This is a genomic window from Streptomyces sp. NPDC019443, assembly GCF_044389785.1.
Lineage (GTDB): Bacteria > Actinomycetota > Actinomycetes > Streptomycetales > Streptomycetaceae > Streptomyces.
Genome location: NZ_JBIRYJ010000002.1, coordinates 640,502 through 662,945, shown reverse-complemented (window position 1 = coordinate 662,945; position 22,444 = coordinate 640,502). Strand labels below are relative to the sequence as shown.

19 protein-coding genes are annotated in these 22,444 nt (G+C 69.0%); 11 read left to right on the top strand and 8 right to left on the bottom strand.

What is annotated here, in order from left to right; all coding sequences use genetic code 11:
• Nucleotides 1–20: 20 nt before the first annotated feature.
• Entirely contained in the window at nt 21–2,306 is a 2,286-nt protein-coding gene (locus tag ACH492_RS09345; RefSeq protein WP_398984441.1) for a HelD family protein, read from the bottom strand.
• A gap of 299 nt (nt 2,307–2,605) precedes the next feature.
• Here ACH492_RS09345 and ACH492_RS09340 point away from each other — a divergent pair, with 299 nt between their 5' ends.
• The gene (locus ACH492_RS09340; protein ID WP_398984439.1) at nt 2,606–3,628 is read left to right on the top strand and encodes an alpha/beta fold hydrolase; all 1,023 of its coding nucleotides are present in this window, start codon (nt 2,606–2,608) and stop codon (nt 3,626–3,628) included.
• Here ACH492_RS09340 and ACH492_RS09335 read toward each other — a convergent pair.
• The 4 genes from ACH492_RS09335 to ACH492_RS09320 form a co-directional block, all read right to left on the bottom strand.
• Nucleotides 3,614–3,793 carry a VOC family protein gene (locus tag ACH492_RS09335; RefSeq protein WP_398984437.1) on the bottom strand — a complete coding sequence of 60 codons (180 nt, stop codon included), beginning with the start codon at nt 3,791–3,793 and terminating at the stop codon, nt 3,614–3,616. The genes ACH492_RS09340 and ACH492_RS09335 overlap by 15 nt on opposite strands.
• A gap of 79 nt (nt 3,794–3,872) precedes the next feature.
• On the bottom strand, nt 3,873–4,205 hold the full coding sequence (gene trxA, locus ACH492_RS09330) for a thioredoxin (RefSeq protein ID WP_398984435.1): 333 nt from the start codon (nt 4,203–4,205) through the stop codon (nt 3,873–3,875).
• Nucleotides 4,206–4,208: 3 nt separating this feature from the next.
• Nucleotides 4,209–4,601, bottom strand: coding sequence for a MerR family transcriptional regulator (locus tag ACH492_RS09325; protein ID WP_398984433.1), 393 nt, complete (start codon nt 4,599–4,601; stop codon nt 4,209–4,211).
• Between the two features lie 43 nt (nt 4,602–4,644).
• Nucleotides 4,645–5,529: an NAD(P)-dependent oxidoreductase gene (locus ACH492_RS09320; protein ID WP_398984431.1), complete on the bottom strand. Its 885-nt coding sequence runs from the start codon at nt 5,527–5,529 to the stop codon at nt 4,645–4,647.
• Nucleotides 5,530–5,888: 359 nt separating this feature from the next.
• Here ACH492_RS09320 and ACH492_RS09315 point away from each other — a divergent pair, with 359 nt between their 5' ends.
• On the top strand, nt 5,889–7,361 hold the full coding sequence (locus tag ACH492_RS09315; RefSeq protein ID WP_398984429.1) for a glycoside hydrolase family 16 protein: 1,473 nt from the start codon (nt 5,889–5,891) through the stop codon (nt 7,359–7,361).
• Between the two features lie 17 nt (nt 7,362–7,378).
• Nucleotides 7,379–8,320 (top strand): DUF1996 domain-containing protein, encoded by a 942-nt coding sequence (locus tag ACH492_RS09310; RefSeq protein WP_398984427.1) that lies wholly within the window; start codon nt 7,379–7,381, stop codon nt 8,318–8,320.
• A 133-nt stretch (nt 8,321–8,453) separates the two neighbouring features.
• Here ACH492_RS09310 and ACH492_RS09305 read toward each other — a convergent pair whose 3' ends face one another.
• Entirely contained in the window at nt 8,454–9,851 is a 1,398-nt protein-coding gene (locus tag ACH492_RS09305; RefSeq protein WP_398984425.1) for a cation:dicarboxylate symporter family transporter, read from the bottom strand.
• Nucleotides 9,852–9,978: 127 nt separating this feature from the next.
• Between ACH492_RS09305 and ACH492_RS09300 the strand changes: the two genes are divergently transcribed.
• The 6 genes from ACH492_RS09300 (at nt 9,979) to ACH492_RS09275 (ending at nt 16,371) form a co-directional block, all read left to right on the top strand.
• Nucleotides 9,979–11,625 carry an ATP-binding protein gene (locus ACH492_RS09300; RefSeq protein ID WP_398984423.1) on the top strand — a complete coding sequence of 549 codons (1,647 nt, stop codon included), beginning with the start codon at nt 9,979–9,981 and terminating at the stop codon, nt 11,623–11,625.
• A gap of 76 nt (nt 11,626–11,701) precedes the next feature.
• Nucleotides 11,702–12,388 (top strand): response regulator, encoded by a 687-nt coding sequence (locus ACH492_RS09295; protein ID WP_398984421.1) that lies wholly within the window; start codon nt 11,702–11,704, stop codon nt 12,386–12,388.
• A 125-nt stretch (nt 12,389–12,513) separates the two neighbouring features.
• Nucleotides 12,514–13,881 carry an extracellular solute-binding protein gene (locus ACH492_RS09290; RefSeq protein WP_398984419.1) on the top strand — a complete coding sequence of 456 codons (1,368 nt, stop codon included), beginning with the start codon at nt 12,514–12,516 and terminating at the stop codon, nt 13,879–13,881.
• The gene (locus ACH492_RS09285) at nt 13,878–14,744 is read left to right on the top strand and encodes a carbohydrate ABC transporter permease (protein WP_398984417.1); all 867 of its coding nucleotides are present in this window, start codon (nt 13,878–13,880) and stop codon (nt 14,742–14,744) included. Before ACH492_RS09290 ends, ACH492_RS09285 begins: the two co-directional genes overlap by 4 nt.
• Entirely contained in the window at nt 14,744–15,568 is an 825-nt protein-coding gene (locus tag ACH492_RS09280) for a carbohydrate ABC transporter permease (RefSeq protein WP_398984415.1), read from the top strand. The genes ACH492_RS09285 and ACH492_RS09280 overlap by 1 nt, the downstream gene beginning before the upstream one ends.
• 119 nt (nt 15,569–15,687) lie before the next feature.
• Nucleotides 15,688–16,371 (top strand): helix-turn-helix domain-containing protein, encoded by a 684-nt coding sequence (locus tag ACH492_RS09275; protein ID WP_398984413.1) that lies wholly within the window; start codon nt 15,688–15,690, stop codon nt 16,369–16,371.
• Here ACH492_RS09275 and ACH492_RS09270 read toward each other — a convergent pair.
• Nucleotides 16,368–17,420, bottom strand: coding sequence for an RICIN domain-containing protein (locus ACH492_RS09270; protein WP_398984411.1), 1,053 nt, complete (start codon nt 17,418–17,420; stop codon nt 16,368–16,370). The two genes, ACH492_RS09275 and ACH492_RS09270, sit on opposite strands and share 4 nt — an antisense overlap.
• 196 nt (nt 17,421–17,616) lie before the next feature.
• Entirely contained in the window at nt 17,617–18,642 is a 1,026-nt protein-coding gene (locus ACH492_RS09265; RefSeq protein WP_398984409.1) for an ATP-dependent 6-phosphofructokinase, read from the bottom strand.
• A 312-nt stretch (nt 18,643–18,954) separates the two neighbouring features.
• Here ACH492_RS09265 and pta point away from each other — a divergent pair, with 312 nt between their 5' ends.
• Together pta and ACH492_RS09255 are read left to right on the top strand one after the other, a co-directional pair.
• Nucleotides 18,955–21,141 (top strand): phosphate acetyltransferase, encoded by a 2,187-nt coding sequence (pta, locus tag ACH492_RS09260; RefSeq protein ID WP_398984407.1) that lies wholly within the window; start codon nt 18,955–18,957, stop codon nt 21,139–21,141.
• Between the two features lie 25 nt (nt 21,142–21,166).
• Entirely contained in the window at nt 21,167–22,387 is a 1,221-nt protein-coding gene (locus ACH492_RS09255; protein ID WP_398984404.1) for an acetate kinase, read from the top strand.
• Nucleotides 22,388–22,444: the final 57 nt, after the last annotated feature.

Here is a 22,444-nt window from a genome sequence, read left to right as displayed (position 1 = left end):
CCTGCCGGAGCGCCTGGAATTCAGGCCCGTCGGGTGACTGAGGACACCACCCCCAGACGCTGGGTGGCCCGGGTGAGCGCCACATAGAGGTCGTTCGTCCCGTGTTCCGAGCCGGAGCGGATCAGCTCCGGCTCGACGACGATCACCGTGTCGAACTCCAGGCCCTTCGCCTGCCGCGGGTCGATCAGCACGACGGGCAGGGTGAGGTCCGGTTCGGCCCCTTGGCCGGCATCGGGCAACTCGGCCGCGAGGGCGGCGTGGAGCCCGCCCGGGGCGATCACCGCGAGCCGTCCCTCATGGGGGGCCCCGGCCACCCGCTCGGCGACCGTACGGGCCACTTCGTCCGGGGACACTGACGCCTCCCACGGCTGCACGCCCGTCGAGCGCACGGAGCGTGGCGGCTCGAAGGCCGGGTCCTCGCTCCGCCGCACGTCCGCCGCCAGCTCCATGATCTCGGCGGGCGTACGGTAGTTGACCTCGAGACGGGTGTGCTGCCAGCGGTCGCCGACGTACGGCTCGAGAATGCGCTGCCACGAGCCGCAGCCCGCCGCGTCGCCGGTCTGGGCAGGGTCGCCGACCAGGGTCATGGAGCGGGTGGGGCAGCGACGCATCAGCAGCCGCCACGCCATCGCGGACAGCTCCTGCGCCTCGTCGACGATGATGTGCCCGAAGGCCCAGGTCCGGTCGGCGGCGGCGCGTTCGGCGGCGCTGCGGTGGTCGGCCTCCTCCTGGCGCTCCGCCATCCGCTCGGCGTCGATGATGTCGTGCGCGGCGAGCACTTCGGACTCCTGGTCCTCGAACTCGTACGTCTTCGAGCCCTCGGACAGCTCCAGCACGCCCTGCGCGTAGGCGATCCGCTCCTGCCGCTCGGCCTCTTCGGCGGCGCGCTCGGCGCTGTCGTCGACGCCGAGGAGTTCGGCGGCCTCGTCGAGCAGCGGCACATCGGCGGGTGTCCAGGGACCGGTGATACGCCGGACCAACTCGGCGTCCTTCTCGGCCAGTTGCGCCTCGGGCGCGGCAAGGAAGTCCGCGACGAGCTGCTCCGGGGTGAGCAGGGGCCACAGCTCCTCGATCGCCGCGTGCACCTCGGCACTGGTGGCGATCTCCTTGCCGAGCTGGGCGATGTCGTCGAGGCCGAGGAGGTTCGGCCCTCCGAGGGGATCCGCGCCGAGCCGGTCGGTGAGCTGGGCGGTCAGCGCGTCGATGATCCGGAAGGCGAAGTGCGGCCGGGCGAGATTGTGCGGCAGCCCGGTGGCACGGGCACGGTCGCGGGCGTCGTACGCCATCTCACGGTCGAGCCGCAGGATTCCGTACTCCTCGTGGTCGATCTCCAGCGCGGGCCCGGGCAGGTGGTCCGGGTCCTCCTCATCAATCTCGCGGTCGGACTCCGGCGCGGACTCGGGCAGCGCCTGTCGGTCGCGTACGACACGGGCCAGCACGTCGGCCATCTCTGCGCGGCCCTTCACCTCGGCGGCCTCGGGGGTGTCGGCGCCGGCGGCCCGTACACCGGGGAAGAGCTCGGCCATGGTCGACAGCAGCACGCCCGTCTCACCGAGCGAAGGCAGCACCTGGCCGATGTAGCCGAGGAACGCCGGGTTGGGCCCCACGATCAGCACGGCGCGCCTGGCCAGCTGCTCGCGGTGCGCGTAGAGCAGATACGCCGCCCGGTGCAGCGCGACCGCGGTCTTCCCGGTGCCGGGCCCGCCCTCGACGACGAGGACGCCGTGCCGCGGTGCGCGGATGATGCGGTCCTGCTCGGCCTGGATGGTCTGCACGATGTCGGCCATCCGCCCGGTGCGCGCGGCCCCGAGCGCGGCGAGCAGTACGGCGTCTGCGTCATGCTCCTCGTACCCGGTGCGGGTGGTGTCGGCGAGGTCGAGGATCTCGTCGTGGAGGGCGGTAACGGTGCGCCCCTTGGTGGTGATGTGCCGCCGTCGGCGCAGCCCCATCGGCTCATGCCCGGTGGCGAGGTAAAAGGGCCGGGCGACGGGTGCGCGCCAGTCGATGAGCAACGGGGTACGTTCCGTATCACCCTCTCGCATTCCGATACGCCCGATGTGATGGTGCACGCCGTCCTTGAGATCGATACGTCCGAAACATAGCCCGGAGTCCACTGCATTCAGCCCGGAGAGCAGCCCGGACTGCTCGGCGACGAGCACATCCCGCTCGACCCGGGCCTGCAAACCGGTGCTGACCTGCCCGATTGTGGTCCGGACTGCGGCTTCGGCCTGCTCGCGGAGTGCGTCGAGGCGCTCGTAGAGCAGAGAGACGAATTGCTGTTCATTATGCAATTCCTCGGTTGACAATTCAGCTCCTGACGCGATATGGTGTCACCAATCAACCTCTCCATGCGCCTAGTTGTGCATGGACGTGAAACACTCAATATTCGCAGAGGAATACCCCGGCCGTCAATTCGGTACCGGGGTGTTTTTGTGCGCCGAGAAGTCCGGTGCACGAGCGACTGACGGTCTGGGGCGCAGGGCCGGAGCTACGGCCGGCGGCCCCGTGCACGACCTGGCGGCTGCCGATCCTATGCCCCGCCCGCCCGCTCGCTCGCTGCATCGCGCCGACTCCTGCGTGGCACCCCCGTACTGGGCGAGCGTGATTGATCAAGATTGACGCTAGGCTCGGCGGGAACGTCACGCTGGAGTGTTTGATGCGAAAATGCCTTCTGGTCTTCAGCATTGTGTTGGCTACGGCAGCACCGATCGCATTGTCGGGGTGCGACAGCACCTCGCTCGAAACCAACACCGCAGTCGCCCGGGCCCCTACGCCGACGGCCGAGGAGTTCTCCGGCCAGGTCGATGTAGGCGGCGGTCGGAAAATCTATCTGCACTGCAAAGGAAGCGGGAGCCCCACGGTCATTCTGGAATCCGGGTTCCACGACTCGTCCGACACCTGGAACGTGACCGATACACAACCGCCCGTGCCGAAGTCCCCAGCGGTCTTCCCCGGTGTCGCAACGTTCACCCGTGTTTGCGAATACGACCGGCCCGGAACCATCCGGTATACGAAGCCCCCCACACTCACCGCGCGCAGCACGCCCGTGACCGGCCCGCGCTCCTTGACGAGCATGGTCAGTGATCTCGACAAGCTCCTGACAGCGGCGAAAGTCCCCGGCCCCTACCTACTCGTCGGCCACTCCTTCGGAGGAATGGTCACGCGGCTGTACGCCCAGATCCATCCGAAGCAGACGGCCGGCCTTGTCTTCGTCGACGCCTTCGGAACGAACATGAAGCCGTTCTTCGGCAAGGACTGGACGTCCTACCTGGAGTTGCTCAACCATCCCGGTACAGCCCTCGACACAAAACGTGGATTCGAGACCATTGACGTCGACGGTGCAATCGAAGCAGTTACCAGAGCGCAACCCCTGCCGGAAGTACCACTCGCCGTCCTCAGTAAGACGAAGCCCTTCGCCCTTCCGCCCGGAAGCCCGAAGTCTCTCCTGACAAGCCTTGAGCGGGTCTGGCCGAAAGTTCAGCAGACACTGGTGGATCTGGAGCCGCAGACCCCCCATTTCCTGGCCACGGGAAGCGATCACTACGTGCAGATCCGCGATCCTGACCTGACGATCAGCGCAATCAGGCTTGTCGTCGGCCGTGTCAATAACGGGTCACCGTCTGCATAGGCGGGCGGATCCACCTGAAGCAGGGCGGGGTGGCCGGGACGTCCATTCGTCGAGCGCCCACCGCTGATCCTGCTGATTGACCGTCCCGCCGATCAATGATTGGTAGAACTCGGCAAGTTGCACTGGCTCGGGGCAGTCCAGCACCACACACTGCAGGTCAGCCATCACAACCTGATCCTAAGCGGCACGAGGGAACGCACGGACGGACCCGGTCGCCCGATCCCCGACTTCGCCGAGGTACTGCCTAGATCACGTCCTCCAGCTCCTGGAGCAGCCGCCGCTTCGGACGCGCGCCCACCATCGACTTCACCGGCTCGCCCTCGCGGAACACCATCAGCGTCGGCATCGACAGCACGCCGTACCGCGTCGTGATCTCCGGGTTGGTGTCCACATCAAGCTGCACGACCTTCAGCCGGCCGGTCTCCTCGCTCGCGAGCGCGCTCAGCACCGGCGCGAGCTGGCGGCACGGGCCGCACCAGTCCGCCGTGAACTCGACCAGGACCGGGCGGTCCGCCCCCAGCACCTCGGCGTCGAAGTCCGCATCCGTCACCGCGGCGACGCCCTCTGTCTGAATCATTCGTCAGCCTCCGAATTCACAACGTGGTTCCGGGCCGGCCGGCAGCTCCGCCTCGGCCCGCGCGAGCTGTGCCCCGACCTGGGCGCGCACCGACTGCAACTGCTCGATCAGCGTGTCCAGTTCGCCGAGCTTCGCCCGGTACACGGCGAGCGAGGCGGGGCAGGAGTCCCCCGCCGGATGGCCGGCGCGCAGGCAGTCGACGAACGGTCTGGTCTCCTCCAGGTCGAACCCGAAATCCTGCAAGGTCCGGATCTGTTGGAGCAGCCGCACATCGTCCTCGCTGTAGGAGCGGTAGCCGTTCTCCGCGCGCCGGGCGGGCAGAAGCCCGCGGGACTCGTAGTAGCGCAGGGTGCGTGTGGTGGTGCCCGCCCGCTCCGCCAGCTCGCCGATTCGCATGTCCTCGACGGTAATCCCTGACGTCGGCGTCAAGGCAAGCGGCTCAGTCCCGCAGTGCCTCGTACGTGCTCGCCCAGTCGTCGGAGCCGTGGCCCTTCGCGATCGCCCGGTCCGCGACGGACTTGACGGCCTGCAGCTGGGAGACGTCGAGCCCGCGGGTGCGCGCGGCGTGCAGGATGTGCTCGACGCCCGCGGCCATCATGCCGAGGTTGGCCTGCGCCCCCGGGTAGCTGCCCGCGTCGATGTTGGCCGCCGTGTACTCCGCGATGGGCGGCAGGATCTGGACGATGGTGTTCAGATACGGGGCGATGTCGGCGGCCCTGACACCGTCTGCCGTGGCCAGTGCGTACGCGTGCACCAGGCCCGAGATGCTGCCGTAGAAGAAGTCGAGCAACGACAGGTCATAGAGCGCGGCGAGCCCGGGATCCGTGCCGACGAAGGCGGCTTTGCCGCCCAGCGACTTCAGGGTGGACTCGTAGCGCTCGAAAGCCCCCTGCGCGCCGGAGTAGAAGAGCAGCGCATCGGGCGAGCCGATCAACGGGGTCGGCACCATCACCGCGCCGTCCAGGTAGCTGATGCCGTGGGACTCCGCCCAGGCCGCCGCCTCGCGGGAGCGCTCGGGGGTGTCGGAGGTGAGGTTGACCAGGACGCGGCCCGCGAGAGCGTCGGCGAGCGGGGCCAGGATCGCGTGGGACGCGTCGTAGTCGACCACGCAGACAATGGTCAATTCAGTTGCGCGTACGGCCTCTTCGGCGGTGGCGGCAAGGACCGCACCACGTGCGACGAGCTCGTCACCCTTGCCCTGAGAGCGGTTCCATAGGGTGGTGGGGTGGCCTGCGTCGAGTAGGGCGCCGGCGAGCGCCTGGCCCATCGCGCCGAGGCCGATGACGGTGACAGAAGTAAGGGGGGCGTTCTCGGTGGTGGACATGACCGCAATGCTTCTTCGCCCCGCACTCCCCCACAAGTACCTACAAATAAGTCAGGTACCCACCGGAAGGGAAACATCGAGGTCAGCGCGGTCAGCTCTGCGGCAGCAGCAGCGGCTTGGCTTCCGCTCCATCGGCGACGTCAGTCAGCACGATCGACGTCGCCGTACGCCCCAGCGCCGAGATCCGCTCCAGCACGTCCCCGCTCCTGACCAGCCATTCAGCAAAACTACCCGATGCCTTCAGGAAGTTAACGGGGTGCAGCCATTGACGGCCGCACTGTATACATCTAGAAAACTGTTTGAGAGCGCTCTCAACCCTCCCGAAACCACCCTCGGCACAACCCTCCCGGAGGTGTTCCTTGAGCACGAGCCGCATCAAACGCACCCCCTTCCTCACCATCCTCGTCGCCCTCGCCGTCGCCCTCGCCGGCTTCATCGCTGTCACCGGCGCCGGGTCGGCGCGCGGCGACGTACCTCCCACGCCCGGCTGGAACCTCCAGTGGAGCGACGACTTCAACGGCGCCAACAGAACCCTGCCCTCGTCCGCCAACTGGCAGATCGACCTCGGGCACGCCTACCCCGGCGGGCCCGGCAACTGGGGCACCGGTGAAGTCCAGAACTACACCAACAACCCCGACAACCTCAGCCACGACGGCAACGGCAATCTGCGCATCACCCCGCTCCGGGACGGCGCGGGAAACTGGACCTCCGGCCGTATCGAAACCCAGCGCGCCAACTTCAAGGCCCCGGCGGGCGGCACCCTGCGTATCGAGAGCCGCATCCAGATGCCGAATGTGACCGGCCAGGCCGCGCTCGGCTACTGGCCCGCGTTCTGGGCCCTCGGCGCCCCGTACCGCGGCAACTTCTGGAACTGGCCGTCCATCGGCGAGTTCGACATCATGGAGAACGTCAACGGCATCAACTCCGTCTGGGGTGTGCTGCACTGCGGGGTCAACCCCGGCGGCCCCTGCAACGAGACCAGCGGAATCGCCAACAACCGCGCCTGCCCCGGCGCCAGTTGCCAGTCCGCCTTCCACACGTACCGCTTCGAGTGGGACCGCTCCGTGTCCCCCAATGAGCTTCGCTGGTACGTGGACGGCCAGCTCTTCCACAGCGTCAACCAGAACCGCGTGGACGCCGGGACCTGGGCGAACATGACCGATCACGCGGGCTACTTCATTCTTCTCAATGTCGCGATCGGTGGCGCGTTCCCCGACGCCCTGGCCGGCAAGACCCCGACGGCCGCGACCGTCCCCGGCCGACCCATGCTCGTCGACTACGTCGCCGTCTGGACCAGGGGCGGTGGCGCCGACCCGACGACCCCGCCCACCACCGACCCGCCCACCACCCCGCCGCCGTCCGGCTCCTCGCAGCTGTATCTGCGTACAGGAGGCGGCGCGGGCGACGCCGCGGCATCGGCCTCGACGGTGAGCCTGGCGTCGGCGGGCGGCGCCAATTACGACGGCACCCCGCACAACCCGCAGGTCTTCACCTCTTCCGGGATCACCCGGAAGTACAACGGCGGGCCGACACAGTTCGATCTCTTCGTCGACGCGGGCTCCACGGTCGCCAACGGCCAGCAGATCAGGGTGAGTTACGACCGTACGGGCGACGGTACCTGGGACCGGACGGAGACGTACAACTACTTCGCCACCGATCCCGTGGCGGGCTATGAGCACTACACGCAGGCGAAGGGCCTGAAGTCGTCCACCGGATCGCTCGGCGATCTGGCGAACGGCAAGGTCCGGATCGAGGTCTGGAACGCCATCGGCGGCGGACCCAGCACGGTCGGCGTCGGCAACCAGTCCGTCGTACGCATCCCCTTCGACTGACCGGTCAGGAGGAACACATGCTCCGCCGACTGCTCGCGAGCACCGCCGCCGTGATCTTCCTGGTCACGGCGGGATGGGTGACCACGAGGATCGACTCACCAGCACCCCATGCGGCCTCGCGCCACGCAGGCCACGCGTACACCTTCAGCAAGGCCCAGCAGGCCGCGATCGTCGCGCAGGCGGCGGCCCCGTTGCGCGGCAGCGAATTCCGCGCGGACTGCTTCTCCAGCCACCGCCAGGGCGACGACCCGATCGTCTTCCCCGGCCAGGCGGGCCGCTCGCACATCCATGAGTTCTACGGGAACCGGACCGCGGGCGCGGCCTCGACGCTCCAGTCGCTGGCCGCCGGCACCACCAACTGCACGCCGAAGACGGACCTTTCCTCGTACTGGACCCCCACCCTCTACCAGAACGGAGCCCCGGTGGCCCCCGAGCGGGTCACCGTCTACTACCAGGGCATCACCGACCACACCCGTGCCGTCGCCCATCCGCGCGGTCTGCGGTACGTCGTCGGCAACGCCCTGGCCACCTCCCCCGACCAGAATCCCGCCGCACGCTGGTCGTGCGTGGGCCGGCCGGAGTCCAGCCGGGACTTCATCAACTGCCCGCCCGGCACCAAGCTGGAGAACTATCTGGACTTCCCCACCTGCTGGGACGGGAAGAACCTGGACAGCGCGAACCACCGGGACCACATGACGTACGCGGCGGGGCAGAGCTGCCCGGCCTCGCACCCCGTGGTCGTGCCGCGGCTCGAGCTGCTGATCACCTGGCCGGTCAACGGCGGCGGGCTCACCCTCGCGGGCACCAGGAACGGCGCCAATGTCACGAACGCGCCCGGCTACACCTTCCACGGCGATTTCTTCAACGCCTGGGACGACGGTGAGCTGAAGCGCAGGGTGGCCAACTGCATCAACGCGGGCTACATCTGCGGGACGGACGGCAGTCCGATCCAGCAGTGACCAACCGTTTCCGGTCCGGGACGCCCAGCGGCCTGCGGGGCAGGGCTTCCCGGACCGCGGTCAGCGGCTGGTCGGTGGGCCGGCCCGTCAGGCCGCCCGCCGCCCAGCCGCTTCACGACTCGCCCGCCAACCGTCAGACCTTGGCGCGCACCCCGTCAGCGTCCCGCTGCTCCGGCAGGTCCGTGTCCGCGCCATCGACCACAGCCACGTCCTCGACCGCCTGCGGCGTCCCGTGACCGTCGTCGAGCAGCGTCTTCTCGTCGAACGGCAGCCGCCCGGCCAGCACCTCTTCGACCTGCGCCTTGTCGATCTCCTTCGTCCACGTTCCGATCAGCACCGTCGCGACCGCGTTGCCCGCGAAGTTGGTCAGCGCCCGCGCCTCGCTCATGAAGCGGTCGATACCGACGATCAGTCCGACGCCGTCGACCAGCTCCGGCCGGTGCGACTGCAGACCGCCCGCCAGCGTGGCCAGCCCGGCTCCGCTGACGCCTGCCGCTCCCTTCGACGCGACGAAGAGGAAGAGGAGGAGCGGGATCTGCTCCCCGAGCGACATCGGGTTGCCCATCGAGTCCGCGATGAAGAGCGAGGCCATCGTCATGTAGATCATGGTGCCGTCGAGGTTGAAGGAGTAACCCGTCGGGACGGTGATACCGACCACCGGCTTGCTCACGCCCAAGTGCTCCATCTTCGCGATGAGCCGCGGGAGCGCGGACTCGGAGGAGGAGGTGGACAGGATCAGCAGGAACTCACGGCCCAGGTACCTGAAGAGCGTGAGGATGTTGAGGCCCGCCACGATGCGCAACAGCGCGGCGAGCACGATGAAGACGAAGAGGAAACAGGTGATGTAGAAGCCGATCATGAGCACGGCGAGGCTCTTGAGGGCGTCCAGACCGGCGGAGCCGGTGACGGCGGCGATCGCGCCGAAGGCACCGATCGGCGCGGCCCACATCACCATGGCGAGGATGCGGAAGACGAGCCGCTGAATGTGCTCGACGCCGCGCAGCACCGGCTCACCGACCGAACCCATCGCCTGCAGCGCGAAGCCGACGAGCAGCGCGACGAGGAGCGTCTGCAGGACCTCGCCCGCGGTGAAGGCGGAGACCATCGTGGTCGGGATGATCCCGAGCAGGAATTCGACCGTGTCCTTGGCCTCCTCCGCCACCTGGCCCTGGCCCGCCTCCTTGACCGCGTCGGTCACCGCCAGACCGTCACCCGGGTGCAGGATGTTGCCGACGACCAGTCCGATGGTCAGGGCGACCAGCGACATGACCATGAAGTAGCCGAGCGCGATGCCGCCGACCGCGCCGACCTTTGCGGCCTTTCGTACCGAGCCGATGCCCAGCACGATCGTGCAGAAGATGATCGGCGAGATCATCATCTTGATCAGGTTCACGAAGCCGGTACCGAGCGGCTTGAGCTCAGTGGCGAACTCGGGGGCGACCAGGCCCACGGCGATGCCGAGCACCACCGCGATGATCACGGCGATATAGAGATAGTGGGTACGATCCCGTCTGACGGCTCCAGCAGCCACGGGGTGCCTCCTCGTTGAATTGGGCGTCCATGTCCCGATGGATGTCCGTGACTATTCACGAGGCTGTGACAGGGGTCACCGTTACGTGCGTTTCGTTCATATGAAAACGGCCAGGCAGACTTGTTTCATGCGCACAGCCGTTCCCCGCAGCCTCGCCGGCCAGCTCTTCGCCATGCAGGTCGTGCTGGTCGCCGCGATTGTGGCGGGCTGCGCGCTCTTCGCGTACTTCACCGACCGCTCGCAGGCCGAGGAGACCGCGCGCCTGCAGTCCAGGGCCACGGCCGCGGCCGCCGCGCGCTCACCCTCCGTCATCGAGGCCGCGCGCTCCGACAACCCGTCGCGCCGGCTCCAGCCGTACGCGGAGGCATTGCGCAAGACCACGGGGGTCAACTTCGTGGTGATCATGGCCCCGGACGGGACGCGCTGGACGCACCCGGAGCCGGGCCAGATCGGCAAGACATATCTGGGGCACATCGGCCCTGCGCTGCAGGGCAAGGTGCACAGCGAGACATACGTGGGCACGCTCGGCTCCTCGGTGCGGACGGTGGTCCCCGTGTACGACGGCAAAAAGATCACCGGGCTCGTCAGTGCGGGCATCACCGTCCAGAAGATCAGCGAGCAGGCGCGCAAGCAGGTCACCGCGCTGCTCGGCGTTGCGGGGGCGGCGCTCGCACTGGGCGGCGTCGGCACGTACGTGATCAACGCACGGCTGCGGCGGCATACTCACGGCATGAACGCGGCCGAGCTGAGCCATATGCACGACTACCACCAAGCCGCGCTGCACGCCGTGCGCGAGGGGCTGATGATGCTCGACGGGCAGCGGCGGATCGCCCTGTTCAACGACGGCGCGCGCGAGCTCCTCGGACTGGACGACGACGCGGTCGGCCGCCCCGTGGCCGAGCTCGGGCTGCCGGCCCCGCTCATGGGCGCGCTGCTGGCGTCCGAGCCGCGGGTCGACGAGGTGCATCTGACCACCGACCGCGTCATCGTCGTGAACACCAGCCCGGTCGTCGGTGCCAAGCAGCGCGGGACCGTGGTCACGCTCCGCGACCACACCGAACTACAGGCGCTCTCGGGGGAGTTGGATTCCGAGCGCGGCTTCACCCAGGCCCTGCGCTCACAGGCGCACGAGGCGGCCAACCGCCTCCACACGGTCGTCTCGCTGATCGAGCTCGGCCGCGCGGACGAGGCGGTCGACTTCGCGACCGCCGAGCTGGAACTGGCCCAGGACCTGACCGACCGGGTCGTCGGCGCGGTCGGCGAGCCGGTGCTGGCCGCGCTGCTGCTCGGCAAGACGGCGCAGGCGAACGAGCGCGGCGTTGAGCTGGTCATCACGGAAGACAGCCGGATCGACGACGGGGTCCTTCCGCCGTCGCTGCCGTCGCGTGACCTGGTGACGATCCTGGGCAACCTGATCGACAACGCGGTCGACGCGGCGTCGGAGGCGGCGACGGGATGGGGCAGCGACCCGCTCGAACCCGGGCCCGTGTCCGGGCGGCCGCCGCGCGCCCGGGTCGCCGTCACGGCGCGCGCGGACCACGCCGAACTGCTGCTGCGGGTCGCGGACTCGGGCGCGGGCATCGACCCGGCCGATCTGGACGAGGTGTTCCGGCGCGGCTGGTCCACGCACGGCGCGGGGCGCGGGCTTGGCCTCGCGCTGGTCAATCAGGCCGCGCACCTCAGCCACGGCACGGTGACCCTGGCCCAGGGACCGGACGGCGGCGCGGAGTTCACCGTACGACTGCCGCTGCACACGGCGGAGGTCCCGGCATGACCACCACCCGGGCCGCGCCTCCCCCGCGCCCCGCCGCGCCAAGTGCCCGGCCGCCGCGCACCGCGGAGGCGGCCGAGTGAGCAGTGACCCCATCAGAGTTCTCGTCGTCGAGGACGACCCCGTCGCCGCCGACGCGCACGCCCTCTACGTCGGCCGCGTCGCCGGGTTCACCGTCGCCGGGGTCGCGCACTCGCGCGCCGAAGCCGTACGGATTCTCGAGCGCGCCGAGGTCGATCTGCTCCTCCTCGACCTGTACCTTCCCGACGGGCACGGCCTCCACCTCGTACGGTCGCTGCGCGCCGCCGGGCACTCGGCCGACGTCATCGCCGTCACCTCCGCCCGCGACCTCGCCATCGTCCGCGAAGGCGTCTCCCTCGGGGTCGTCCAGTACGTCCTGAAGCCCTTCACCTTCGCCACCCTCCGCGACCGCCTCTGCCGGTACGCCGAGTTCCGCGCCGCCGCCGGTGAGGCCAGCGGCCAGGACGAGGTCGACCGAGCGCTCGCCGCGCTCCGGGCACCCGAGGGCGGCGGTCTGCCCAAGGGACTCAGCGCCCCCACGCTGGCGGCCGTCACCCGTACCCTGCGCGAATCCGCCACTGGGCTCACCGCCGCCGAGGCCGGCGCCGCCGTCGGCATCTCGCGGATCACCGCGCGCCGGTATCTCGAGCATCTCGTCACCGAAGGGCGGGCCGTGCGCAGCCCGCAGTACGGGCAGATCGGGCGGCCCGAGCTCCAGTACCGCTGGAAGCCCGCCGCACACTGAGTGGCCGACCCAACGACCTTGGCCTGCACGGGGATTGACCCTGTGAACGGGCCGGTCCTACGGTCACCGGGCAGCCCCCGTGCCCGCAGCCCTCCGGCTCGGACGCCCCCGGCTCAGAGGAGGTCGTGCCCGTGCGCCCCACCGCCCCACTGATCCTCGTCACCACTGTCACCGCACTTGTCGCCGCAACGCTCACGGCCTGCGGCGGCGACGCCGGAGGCGACCCCGACACCGTCAAGGTCGCCTACAACCGGTCCACCGACAACAAGATCCGCTTCAAGGACGCCCATCTCGAGGCCGCCAAGAAGCAGTTCGAGAAGGAACACCCGGGCAAGAAGATCAAGCTCATACCGATCCAGGCCCCGGACAACGACTACGCCACCAAGGCGCAGCAGATGATGCGCTCCCCCAAGACCGCCCCGGATCTGGTCTACGAGGACACCTTCCGCATCAACTCCGACATCAAGGCCGGGTACTTGAAGCCGCTGGACGACTATCTCCCCAAGTGGGACCAGTGGAGCCAGTTCGTCGACACGGCGAAGGCGGCGGCCAAGGCGGAGGACGGCAAGACGTATGGCATCCCCGACGGCACCGACACCCGCGGCCTCTGGTTCAACAAGGCGATCTTCGCGAAGGCGGGCCTGCCCGCCGACTGGCAGCCCAAGAACTGGGCGGAGATCCTCACCGCGGCCCGTACCGTCAAACAGAAGGTCCCCGGCGTCATCCCGCTCAATGTCTACACCGGCAAGGGCCCCGGCGAGGCGGCCGTGATGCAGGGCTTCGAGATGCTGCTGTACGGCACCGGCGAGGACCCCCTCTACGACGCCTCCGCCAAGAAGTGGGTCACGGGCGCCAAGGGCTTCAAGGACTCGCTCGACTTCGTACGGACGGTGTACGCGGAGAAGCTCGGCCCGGACGTCTCGGACGCCCTCGACCCCAACGTCGGCACCCGCGTCGCCACCGAGTGGCTCCCCGAGGGCAAGCTGGCGATCTCCCTGGACGGCTCCTGGATGGGCCAGAACTGGATCAACAAGGGCCCCAAGGAGTGGCCGGACTGGAGCAAGGAGCTCGCCCAGACCCCGATGCCGACGCAGACCGGGCAGGCGCCCGGCAAGGTGTCCATGTCCGGCGGCTGGGCGTGGTCGATCCCGCAGAAGGCCAAGAACCCCGATCTCGCCTTCGACTTCATCAAGACCCTGCAGACGGCGGAGAACGCGACGCAGTGGTGCGTGGTCGCCGCGCAGATCGCCGTACGCAAGGATGTGGCGGCCGACCCGAAGTATCTGAAGTCCATGCCGGGCATCGACTTCTTCACCGGCCTTGTGCAGTACACCCACTACCGGCCCGCGCTGCCCGTCTATCCGCAGGTCTCGACGGCCATCGGCGAGGCGATGGAGAAGGTGACGACGGGTGACGCATCGGCGGCGGACGCGGCGAAGGCGTACGACGACCAGCTGAAGACAATCGTCGACGGCGCGGTCCTCACCAAGTGAGCGCCACCAGAACGGGATGGTGGCGATGGGTACCGCTCGCCCCCGCCACCATCCTTCTGCTTCTCTTTCTGGCAGGACCGATCGGCTACTGCGTCTGGATCGCGTTCACCAACACGCAGCTGACGGGCGCGTCCGGCTCCGACTTCGTCGGCCTGGACAACTTCCGCCGGGCCTTCGCCGACGACGATTTCCGTAACGCCGTCTGGCTCACGCTCGTCTTCACCTTCGTCTCGGCCGTGGTCGGCCAGAACACGCTGGGCCTGGCGCTGGCCGGTCTGATGCGGGCCGCGTCGCGTCCCGTACGGACCCTCACCGGCACCCTCGTCATCACGGCCTGGGTGCTGCCGGAGATCGTCGCGGCGTTCCTGCTGTACACCTTCTTCCGCCGCGAGGGAACGCTGAACGCCCTGCTGGACTGGCTCCATCTGCCCTCCCAGAACTGGCTGTTCACACTACCGATACTCGCGGTGTCGTTCGCCAATGTCTGGCGCGGCACCGCCTTCTCGATGCTGATCTACTCCGCCGCGCTCGCCGAGATCCCGCGCGACATCACGGAGGCGGCGGAAGTCGACGGGGCGAGCGGCCCGCGCCGGGTCTGGCACATCACGCTGCCGATGATCCGCCGCTCGATCGGCACCAATCTGATGCTGAACACGCTCTCGACGCTGTCGGTCTTCGGCCTGATCTGGGCGATGACGCGCGGCGGCCCGGGCAGTCGCAGCCAGACACTGCCGGTGTTCATGTACGACCAGGCGTTCCTGAAGAGCCTGATCGGCTACGGCACGGCGGTGGCGCTGCTGCTTCTACTGGTGGGCTCGCTGTTCTCGATCGTCTATCTGCGTCTGATGAAGGTGGAGGTGTGATGCGCCGGACCACCCGGGCCCGGCTCGCCGCCAACGCCGCCCTTCTGCTGACCGCCGCGGCTTTCGCGATTCCGCTGGTGTGGCTGTTGCTGGCCTCGGTGGACACGGAGGCGGATCTGCGGGTGCGGGCGCCCTCGTCGTTCACCGCGGACAATTTCGACGCGGTGCTCACCGACGAGATCACCCTCACGCCGATGCTCAACAGCCTGCTGCTGTGCGGCGGCGCGACCCTGCTGACGGTGGTGTGCGCGGCGCTCGCCGCGTATCCGCTCTCGCGCCATCACTCGCGCTGGGGCCGTCCGTATCTGCTGACGATCCTGTTCACGACGTGTCTGCCGATCACCGCGGTCATGGTCCCTGTCTACGGACTGTTCGTGCAGGTCAATCTGATCGACACGATGTACGGCACGGGCCTGTTCCTCGCCACGTCCCAACTGCCGTTCTCCATCTGGCTGATGAAGAACTTCATGGACGGCGTACCGGTCGTCCTGGAGGAGGCGGCCCGGACGGACGGCGCGTCGAATCTGCAGACGCTGACCAGGGTCGTCCTGCCGCTGATGGGCCCGGGGATGACCGTGGTGACGATCTATACCTTCATCCAGCTCTGGGGGAACTTCTTCGTGCCGTTCATGCTGATCCTCTCCCCCGAGCAGTTGCCGGCGTCCGTCTCGATCTTCAGCTTCTTCGGCAACTACGGCTCGGTGATCTACGGGCAGCTCGCGGCGTTCTCGATCCTGTACTCGGCGCCGGTGCTGGTGCTGTACATGTTGATCGCCCGGAGGCTGGGCGGCGGGTTCGCGCTGGGCGGCGCCGTCAAGGGGTGATGGCTTGCATGTACCGTCACGTGACGTTACCAAGCGGTAACGATCAGCTCAGATGTTCCTACGATAAGTCGCTCTGGGGGAACGCACCGTAGTCGCCGTCCCCTCCGGCCCCCTAGCGTGTGTGCGTGCACCACACCCCCTCCCCACCCTTCAACGCCCCCGCCGCACGCCGACTGCGCGAGGCCCTCGGAATGGCGCCCGGCCATGTCGCGTACGGCCTCCGTGCCCAGTACGGACTCCACATCACCCCCGACACGGTGGTCGCCTGGGAACGCGGACTCGACGCCCCCGGTTCGCACGAACTGACCGCGCTCGCCGGGGTGTTGTGGTGTGCGCCCACCGATCTGCTTACCGCCGCGACCACCCTGCGCGAGCACCGGATGGCCCGCGGTCTCGCCCCCGACGACCTGGCGCGGCGGGTGGGCGTGGACGCCACCTCGTATGTGCGGATGGAGGAGTCGGGGCGCTGGCGCGGCAATGAGCGGCAGACCACCGCGCTCGCCGAGGTGCTGGACCTGGGCCCCCGCGAGCTGCTGACCGCGACCGGCCGGGACGAGGACCTCGCCGACCTGCTGCGGGACGCGGTGAAGGCGCGCTGGCAGGCGTACGTCCGTCCGGTCGGGAAGATGCTGCCGATGGACCGCGGCCACCTCGAGGACGTACTGCAGGAGCTGCACGCCGACTACCAGTCCCGGATGGTGGCCACCCTCAACTGGGGCACCGCGTCGCAGGACACCAGGGAGCCGGGCCGGGAGTTCCTGGACCGGATAGTGGAACACTTCTGGGAACTGGCCCGCGGCTAAATCCCGTTGGGATCCCGGTCGAACGCGAACAACTGGCCCTTCGCGTCCTTGGTGCAGGCCAGTTGCCGTAGCTTGGCGCCGGGCTTCGTCGCGGCCTCAGGCACCCCGGCGCACAGGTCGCTGTGCAGGGGCCGCAGCCGGTAGCCGCGCACCGGCTGCCCCACCGGCTCCAGCAGGAAGGCCTCGGCGGGGCCGCGCTTGCCGCACTCCTGGTCTTCGAGCGGCGCGCCGACCTCCAGCGACTTGTCCTTGACACCGGTGCAGCCCTCGCCGAATTGCCTGTGGAAGGTCACGATCCGCCAGGCGGGTTCGATGGGCTTCAGGCTGAAGCGCGGGGTGGTGTCGGGCGAGCACGGCTGCTGGTAGAGCTGCCCGTTCTGCCCGCCGGCCTCTGCCAGACACAGGCCCGAGTGGACGGCCCTGATCTGTACGGGCCCGGGCTGAAGAGGGCTGGGCTGAGAAGATTCGGACTGCTCCGTGCTCTGTCTCTTCTCCGTCTTTCTGTTCTCCACCTGTCTGTTCTCCGCCTGTCTGTTCTCCGCCTCATCGGAGTCGCGGGAGGCGAGCGTCACCGCCAGCGCGGCCACGCCAAGCGCGACGACCACCGTCGGCAGCACCGCACGGGCGAGCCACGGCCTGCGCGGCGGCTCGGGCGGCGCGGACTCCTCGGTCCCGGGTCCCGGTTCCGGTTCCGGTTCCGGTTCCGGTTCCGGTTCCGGTTCGCCGACGGTGTACTCCGGGACCTCGAAGGACTGCCGCTCGCGCCGGCTGAGCTCCTTGCGTACGCGCAGCCAGGTCTCGGTCGTCCCGGGGCCGCAGCCGCAGGCGCGTACGAAAGCCACCACGAGTTCCTCGCGCGGCACCGTGCTGCGGCTGAGCATATTGGCGACGGTCGAGCGCGGCAGTACGTCGCCGACCGCGTCCGCCCGCGCGGTCAACTCCCGGTAGGTCAGGCCGGACCAGTCCTTGAGCGCCTGCATCTGCGCGACGAACTCGGCGGAGCTCTGGGCCTGTTCGGGATCCGGAGCGGCGGGGCCGTCGGAGTCCATGCGTCCCTCCCCTTCAACGTTCACGTGCTGGGACAGGGTTGGGACATGTCCCGGACGCGGAACAGCCTTGCGATACGCGCCAGTCAACTCAAGAGTGATCTGCGCCATCCAAGGCGGAAAAGAGTGGTCTTGATCGCGCACGGGGGTCGCGATCAAGACCACTGGGCAACCGAAGCCGAAGCGGAAGCCCGCAGGGTCAGAAGACCGACTCCGCTTCGTACACCCGGTCCTCGGGCACGGTCTTCAGCTGGGCGACCGCCGCCGCCAGCGGCACCATGACAACGTCCGTCCCGCGCAGCGCGGTCATCATGCCGAACTCACCGCGGTGCGCCGCCTCGACCGCGTGCCAGCCGAAGCGCGTCGCCAGCACCCGGTCGTACGCGGTCGGCGTGCCGCCGCGCTGCACATGACCGAGAATCACCGGCCGCGCCTCCTTGCCGAGCCGCAGCTCGAGCTCCGCGGCGAGGCGGTTGCCGATGCCCTCGAAGCGCTCGTGCCCGAACTGGTCGATCTCGCCCTTCGCGTAATCCATCGAGCCCTCGGCCGGATGCGCACCCTCCGCGACGCACACCACAGCGAACTTCTTACCGCGCGAGAATCGCTCCTCGACCATCTTGACCAGGTCCTCGACCTGGAAACGCCGCTCGGGCAGACAGATGCCGTGCGCGCCGCCCGCCATGCCGGACTCCAGCGCGATCCAGCCCGCGTGCCGGCCCATGACCTCGACGACCATCACGCGCTGGTGCGACTCGGCCGTGGTCTTGAGGCGGTCGATGGCCTCGGTGGCGACAGTGACGGCGGTGTCGAAGCCGAAGGTGCGGTCGGTGGCGGAGATGTCGTTGTCGATGGTCTTCGGTACGCCGACGACGGGCATCCCCGCCTCGGCGAGCATCCGGGACGCGGTGAGCGTGCCCTCGCCGCCGATCGGGATGAGCGCGTCGATGCCGTACTGCTTCGCCAACTCCGCGGAATTCTCCGCGGCTTCGCGCAGCCGGCCGCGCTCGAGGCGCGCGGAGCCCAGGATCGTACCGCCGCGGGCGAGTATGCCGCTGACGGCGTTGAGGTCGAGCGGGCGGTAGTGGCCGTCGAGCAGCCCCTTGAACCCGTCCTCGAAACCTATGACTTCATCGCCGTGTCCGGTCAGGGCACGGTGCACGACCGACCGGATCACTGCGTTCAGGCCCGGGCAGTCGCCGCCTGCCGTGAGAACTCCGATGCGCATCGTGCTGTGTCTCCTGCTCGTCATTGGTGCATGTGAGCCCAGGTTCGATTGTTCCACGGACCCCGGGGAACCCGCGCTTTCAGCTACTCCGCCGTACTGCACCAGACCCTTGCTCGCGGGCCTTTGGACCCGGCTCCGTCCGTGCCCGATCCAGGCCTGAGTCCCGGCCTGATTCCGGGCCTGATTCCGGGCCTGAATCCGGGCCCCGTCCGGCGGGCGCCCTATCCACCTGCAGAGGTATTGTCAAGAGGGCAATGCCGCCCCAAGCGGCTTTTTTGTATGCACAAACATGGACATGACGGGAGAGCATGCGTGACGCGCAGCGTGTACGTGACCGGGATCGACCGCGGAGACGGCCGACAGGTCGTCGAGCTGGGAGTCATGGAGCTCCTGACCCGCCAGGTGGACCGGGTGGGTGTCTTCCGCCCGCTGGTCCACGACGGCCCCGACCGGTTGTTCGACCTGCTGCGTGCCCGCTACCGACTGTCGCAGGACCCCGCGTCCGTCTACGGCCTGGACTACCGCGAGGCCGCCGCGCTGCAGGCCGAGAAGGGTACCGACGAGCTGGTCACCCGGCTCGTCGAGCGCTTCCACCAGGTGGCGCGGGATTACGAGGTGGTGCTCGTCCTCGGCACGGACTACGCCGCCACCCAGCTCCCCGACGAGCTCGCGCTCAATGCCCGGCTGGCCAATGAATTCGGCGCATCGGTGATCCCGGTGGTCGGCGGAAAGGGCCAGACCGCCGAGTCGGTCCGGGCCGAGACCCGTAACGCCTGTCGCGCGTACGAGGTCCTGGGCTGCAACGTCCTCGCCATGGTCGTCAACCGGGTCGTCCCCGAGGAGCGCGAGAGCATAGCCGAGCGACTGGCGGCCCGCCTCCCGGTGCCCTGCTACGTGCTGCCCGACGAGCCGGCGCTCGCGGCTCCCACGGTCGCCCAGATCACCCATGCGCTGGGCGGCACTGTGCTCCTCGGCGACGACGCGGGCCTGTCCCGTGACGCGCTGGACTTCGTCTTCGGCGGGGCGATGCTGCCAGGCGTCCTGAACGCCCTGACCCCCGGCTGCATGGTGGTCACCCCCGGCGACCGCGCCGACCTGGTGGTGGGCGCGCTGGCCGCGCACTCCGCGGGCACCCCGCCCATCGCGGGCGTACTGCTGACGTTGAACGAGCGGCCGAGCGAGCAGATCCTGACGCTGGCTTCCCGGCTCGCGCCCGGCACCCCGGTGGTCCTGGTCTCCGGTACCAGCTTCCCCACCGCGGCCGAACTCTTCGCGATGGAAGGCAAGTTGAACGCGTCGACGCCGCGCAAGGCGGAGACCGCGCTTGGCCTGTTCGAGCGGCATGTCGACACCGGCGATCTGCTGACCCGCATCTCGGTGGCCCGCAGCAGCCGGGTCACCCCGATGATGTTCGAGCACGATCTGCTGGAGCAGGCCCGCGCCGACCGCCGTCGCGTCGTGCTGCCCGAGGGCACCGAGGAGCGGGTGCTGCGCGCCGCCGACGTGCTGCTGCGCCGCGACGTCTGCGAGCTGACCCTGCTCGGCGACCCGGAGGTCATCCGCAAGAAGGCCGCGGACCTGGGCATCGACCTGAGCGCCGGCGCCACCCAGCTGATCGACCCGCAGACCTCCGAGCTGCGCCAGGTCTTCGCCGAGCGTTACGCACAGCTGCGCGCCCACAAGGGCGTGACGGTGGAGCTGGCGTACGACGTGGTGGCGGATGTGAACTACTTCGGCACCCTGATGGTCCAGGAGGGCCTGGCCGACGGCATGGTGTCGGGCTCGGTGCACTCGACGGCCGCGACGATCCGCCCCGCCTTCGAGATCATAAGAACAAAGGGGGCCGCGCAAAGTGCGTCAGGTAGGGCGGTGGTGGGCGACGGGAGGGCGAAGCCCGGGGGCACCTCCCAGGGCGAAGCCTCTGGGGGAGCCTCTGGGGGAGCGTCGATCGTCTCGTCGGTCTTCTTCATGTGCCTGGCCGACAAGGTGCTGGTGTACGGCGACTGCGCGGTCAACCCGGACCCGAACGCCGAGGAGCTCGCGGACATCGCGGTCCAGTCGGCGGTGACGGCGGCCCGCTTCGGCGTGGAGCCGCGGATCGCGATGCTCTCGTACTCCACCGGCACCTCCGGCTCCGGCGCGGACGTCGACAAGGTGCGGGAGGCGACCAAGCTGGTGCGGGCGTCGCGTCCGGACCTGCGGATCGAGGGCCCGATCCAGTACGACGCGGCGGTCGAGCCGTCCGTCGCGGCGATGAAGCTGCCGGACTCCGAGGTGGCGGGCGAGGCGACGGTGCTGATCTTCCCGGACCTCAACACCGGCAACAACACCTACAAGGCCGTGCAGCGCTCGGCCGGCGCCGTGGCCGTCGGGCCGGTGCTGCAGGGTCTGCGCAAGCCGGTGAACGACCTGTCGCGCGGCGCGCTCGTCAGCGACATCGTGAACACGGTCGCGATCACCGCGATCCAGTCGCAGCCCGTGCAGACCGAATCCGTATGACACGCCTACAGAAAGCACGACCGCCGTGACCGCGAATGCCACCCGCGTCCTCGTCCTCAACTCCGGCTCCTCGTCGGTGAAGTACCAGCTGCTCGACATGCGCGACAGTTCCCGCCTGGCGGTCGGGCTGGTCGAGCGGATCGGCGAGGAGACCTCCCGTCTTGTGCACACCCCGCTGACCGGCGGCGCCGAGAAGCGCGAGCGCACCGGCCCGATCGCTGATCACGGCGCGGCGCTCAAGGCGGTCGCCGACGAGCTGACGCACGACGGGCTGGGCCTGGACTCCCCCGAGCTGGCGGCGATCGGCCACCGGGTGGTCCACGGCGGGCTGAGGTTCACCGAGCCGACCCTGATCACCGAGGAGGTGCTCGCGGAGGTGGAGCGGCTGGTCCCGGTGGCCCCGCTGCACAACCCGGCGAACATCGCCGGCATCCGCACCGCCCGGGCGCTGCGCCCGGATCTCCCTCAGGTCGCGGTCTTCGACACGGCCTTCCATACGACGATGCCGGAGTCCGCGGCCCGCTACGCGATCGACGTAGAGACGGCGGACGCACACCGGATCCGCCGCTACGGCTTCCACGGCACGTCGCACGCGTACGTCTCGCGCCGGACCGCGGCGCTGCTGGGCAAGGACCCGTCCGAGGTGAACGTCATCGTCCTGCACCTGGGCAACGGCGCGTCCGCATCGGCGGTTGCGGGCGGCCGGTGCGTGGAGACCTCGATGGGACTGACGCCGCTGGAGGGCCTGGTGATGGGTACCCGCTCCGGTGACATTGACCCGGCGGTTACGTTCCACCTCAAGCGGGTCGCGGGAATGTCGGCGGATGAGATCGACGAACTGCTCAACAAGAAGAGCGGTCTGATGGGTCTGTGCGGCGACAACGACATGCGGGAGATCCGCCGCAGGATCGATGAGGGGGACGAGCGCGCGCGGCTCGCCTTCGACATCTACATCCACCGGCTGAAGAAGTACATCGGCGCGTATTACGCGGTACTCGGCCGGGTGGACGCGATCGCGTTCACCGCCGGGGTCGGTGAGAACGCGGCGCCGGTGCGCGAGGCAGCCGTCGCGGGCCTGGAGGAGCTGGGGCTTGCGGTGGACGCGGACCTGAATGCCGTACGCAGCGACGAGCCGCGGCTGATCTCGCCCAACCACGCACGTGTCGCGGTGGCCGTTGTCCCGACGGACGAGGAATTGGAGATCGCGCAGCAGACCTTCGCTCTGGTCGCTCCGGAAGGCGTCTGAGAACGGCCCCGGTGGCCCTCGCCTGAGCGGCAGCCCGCCCATTTGTACTTTCCACCA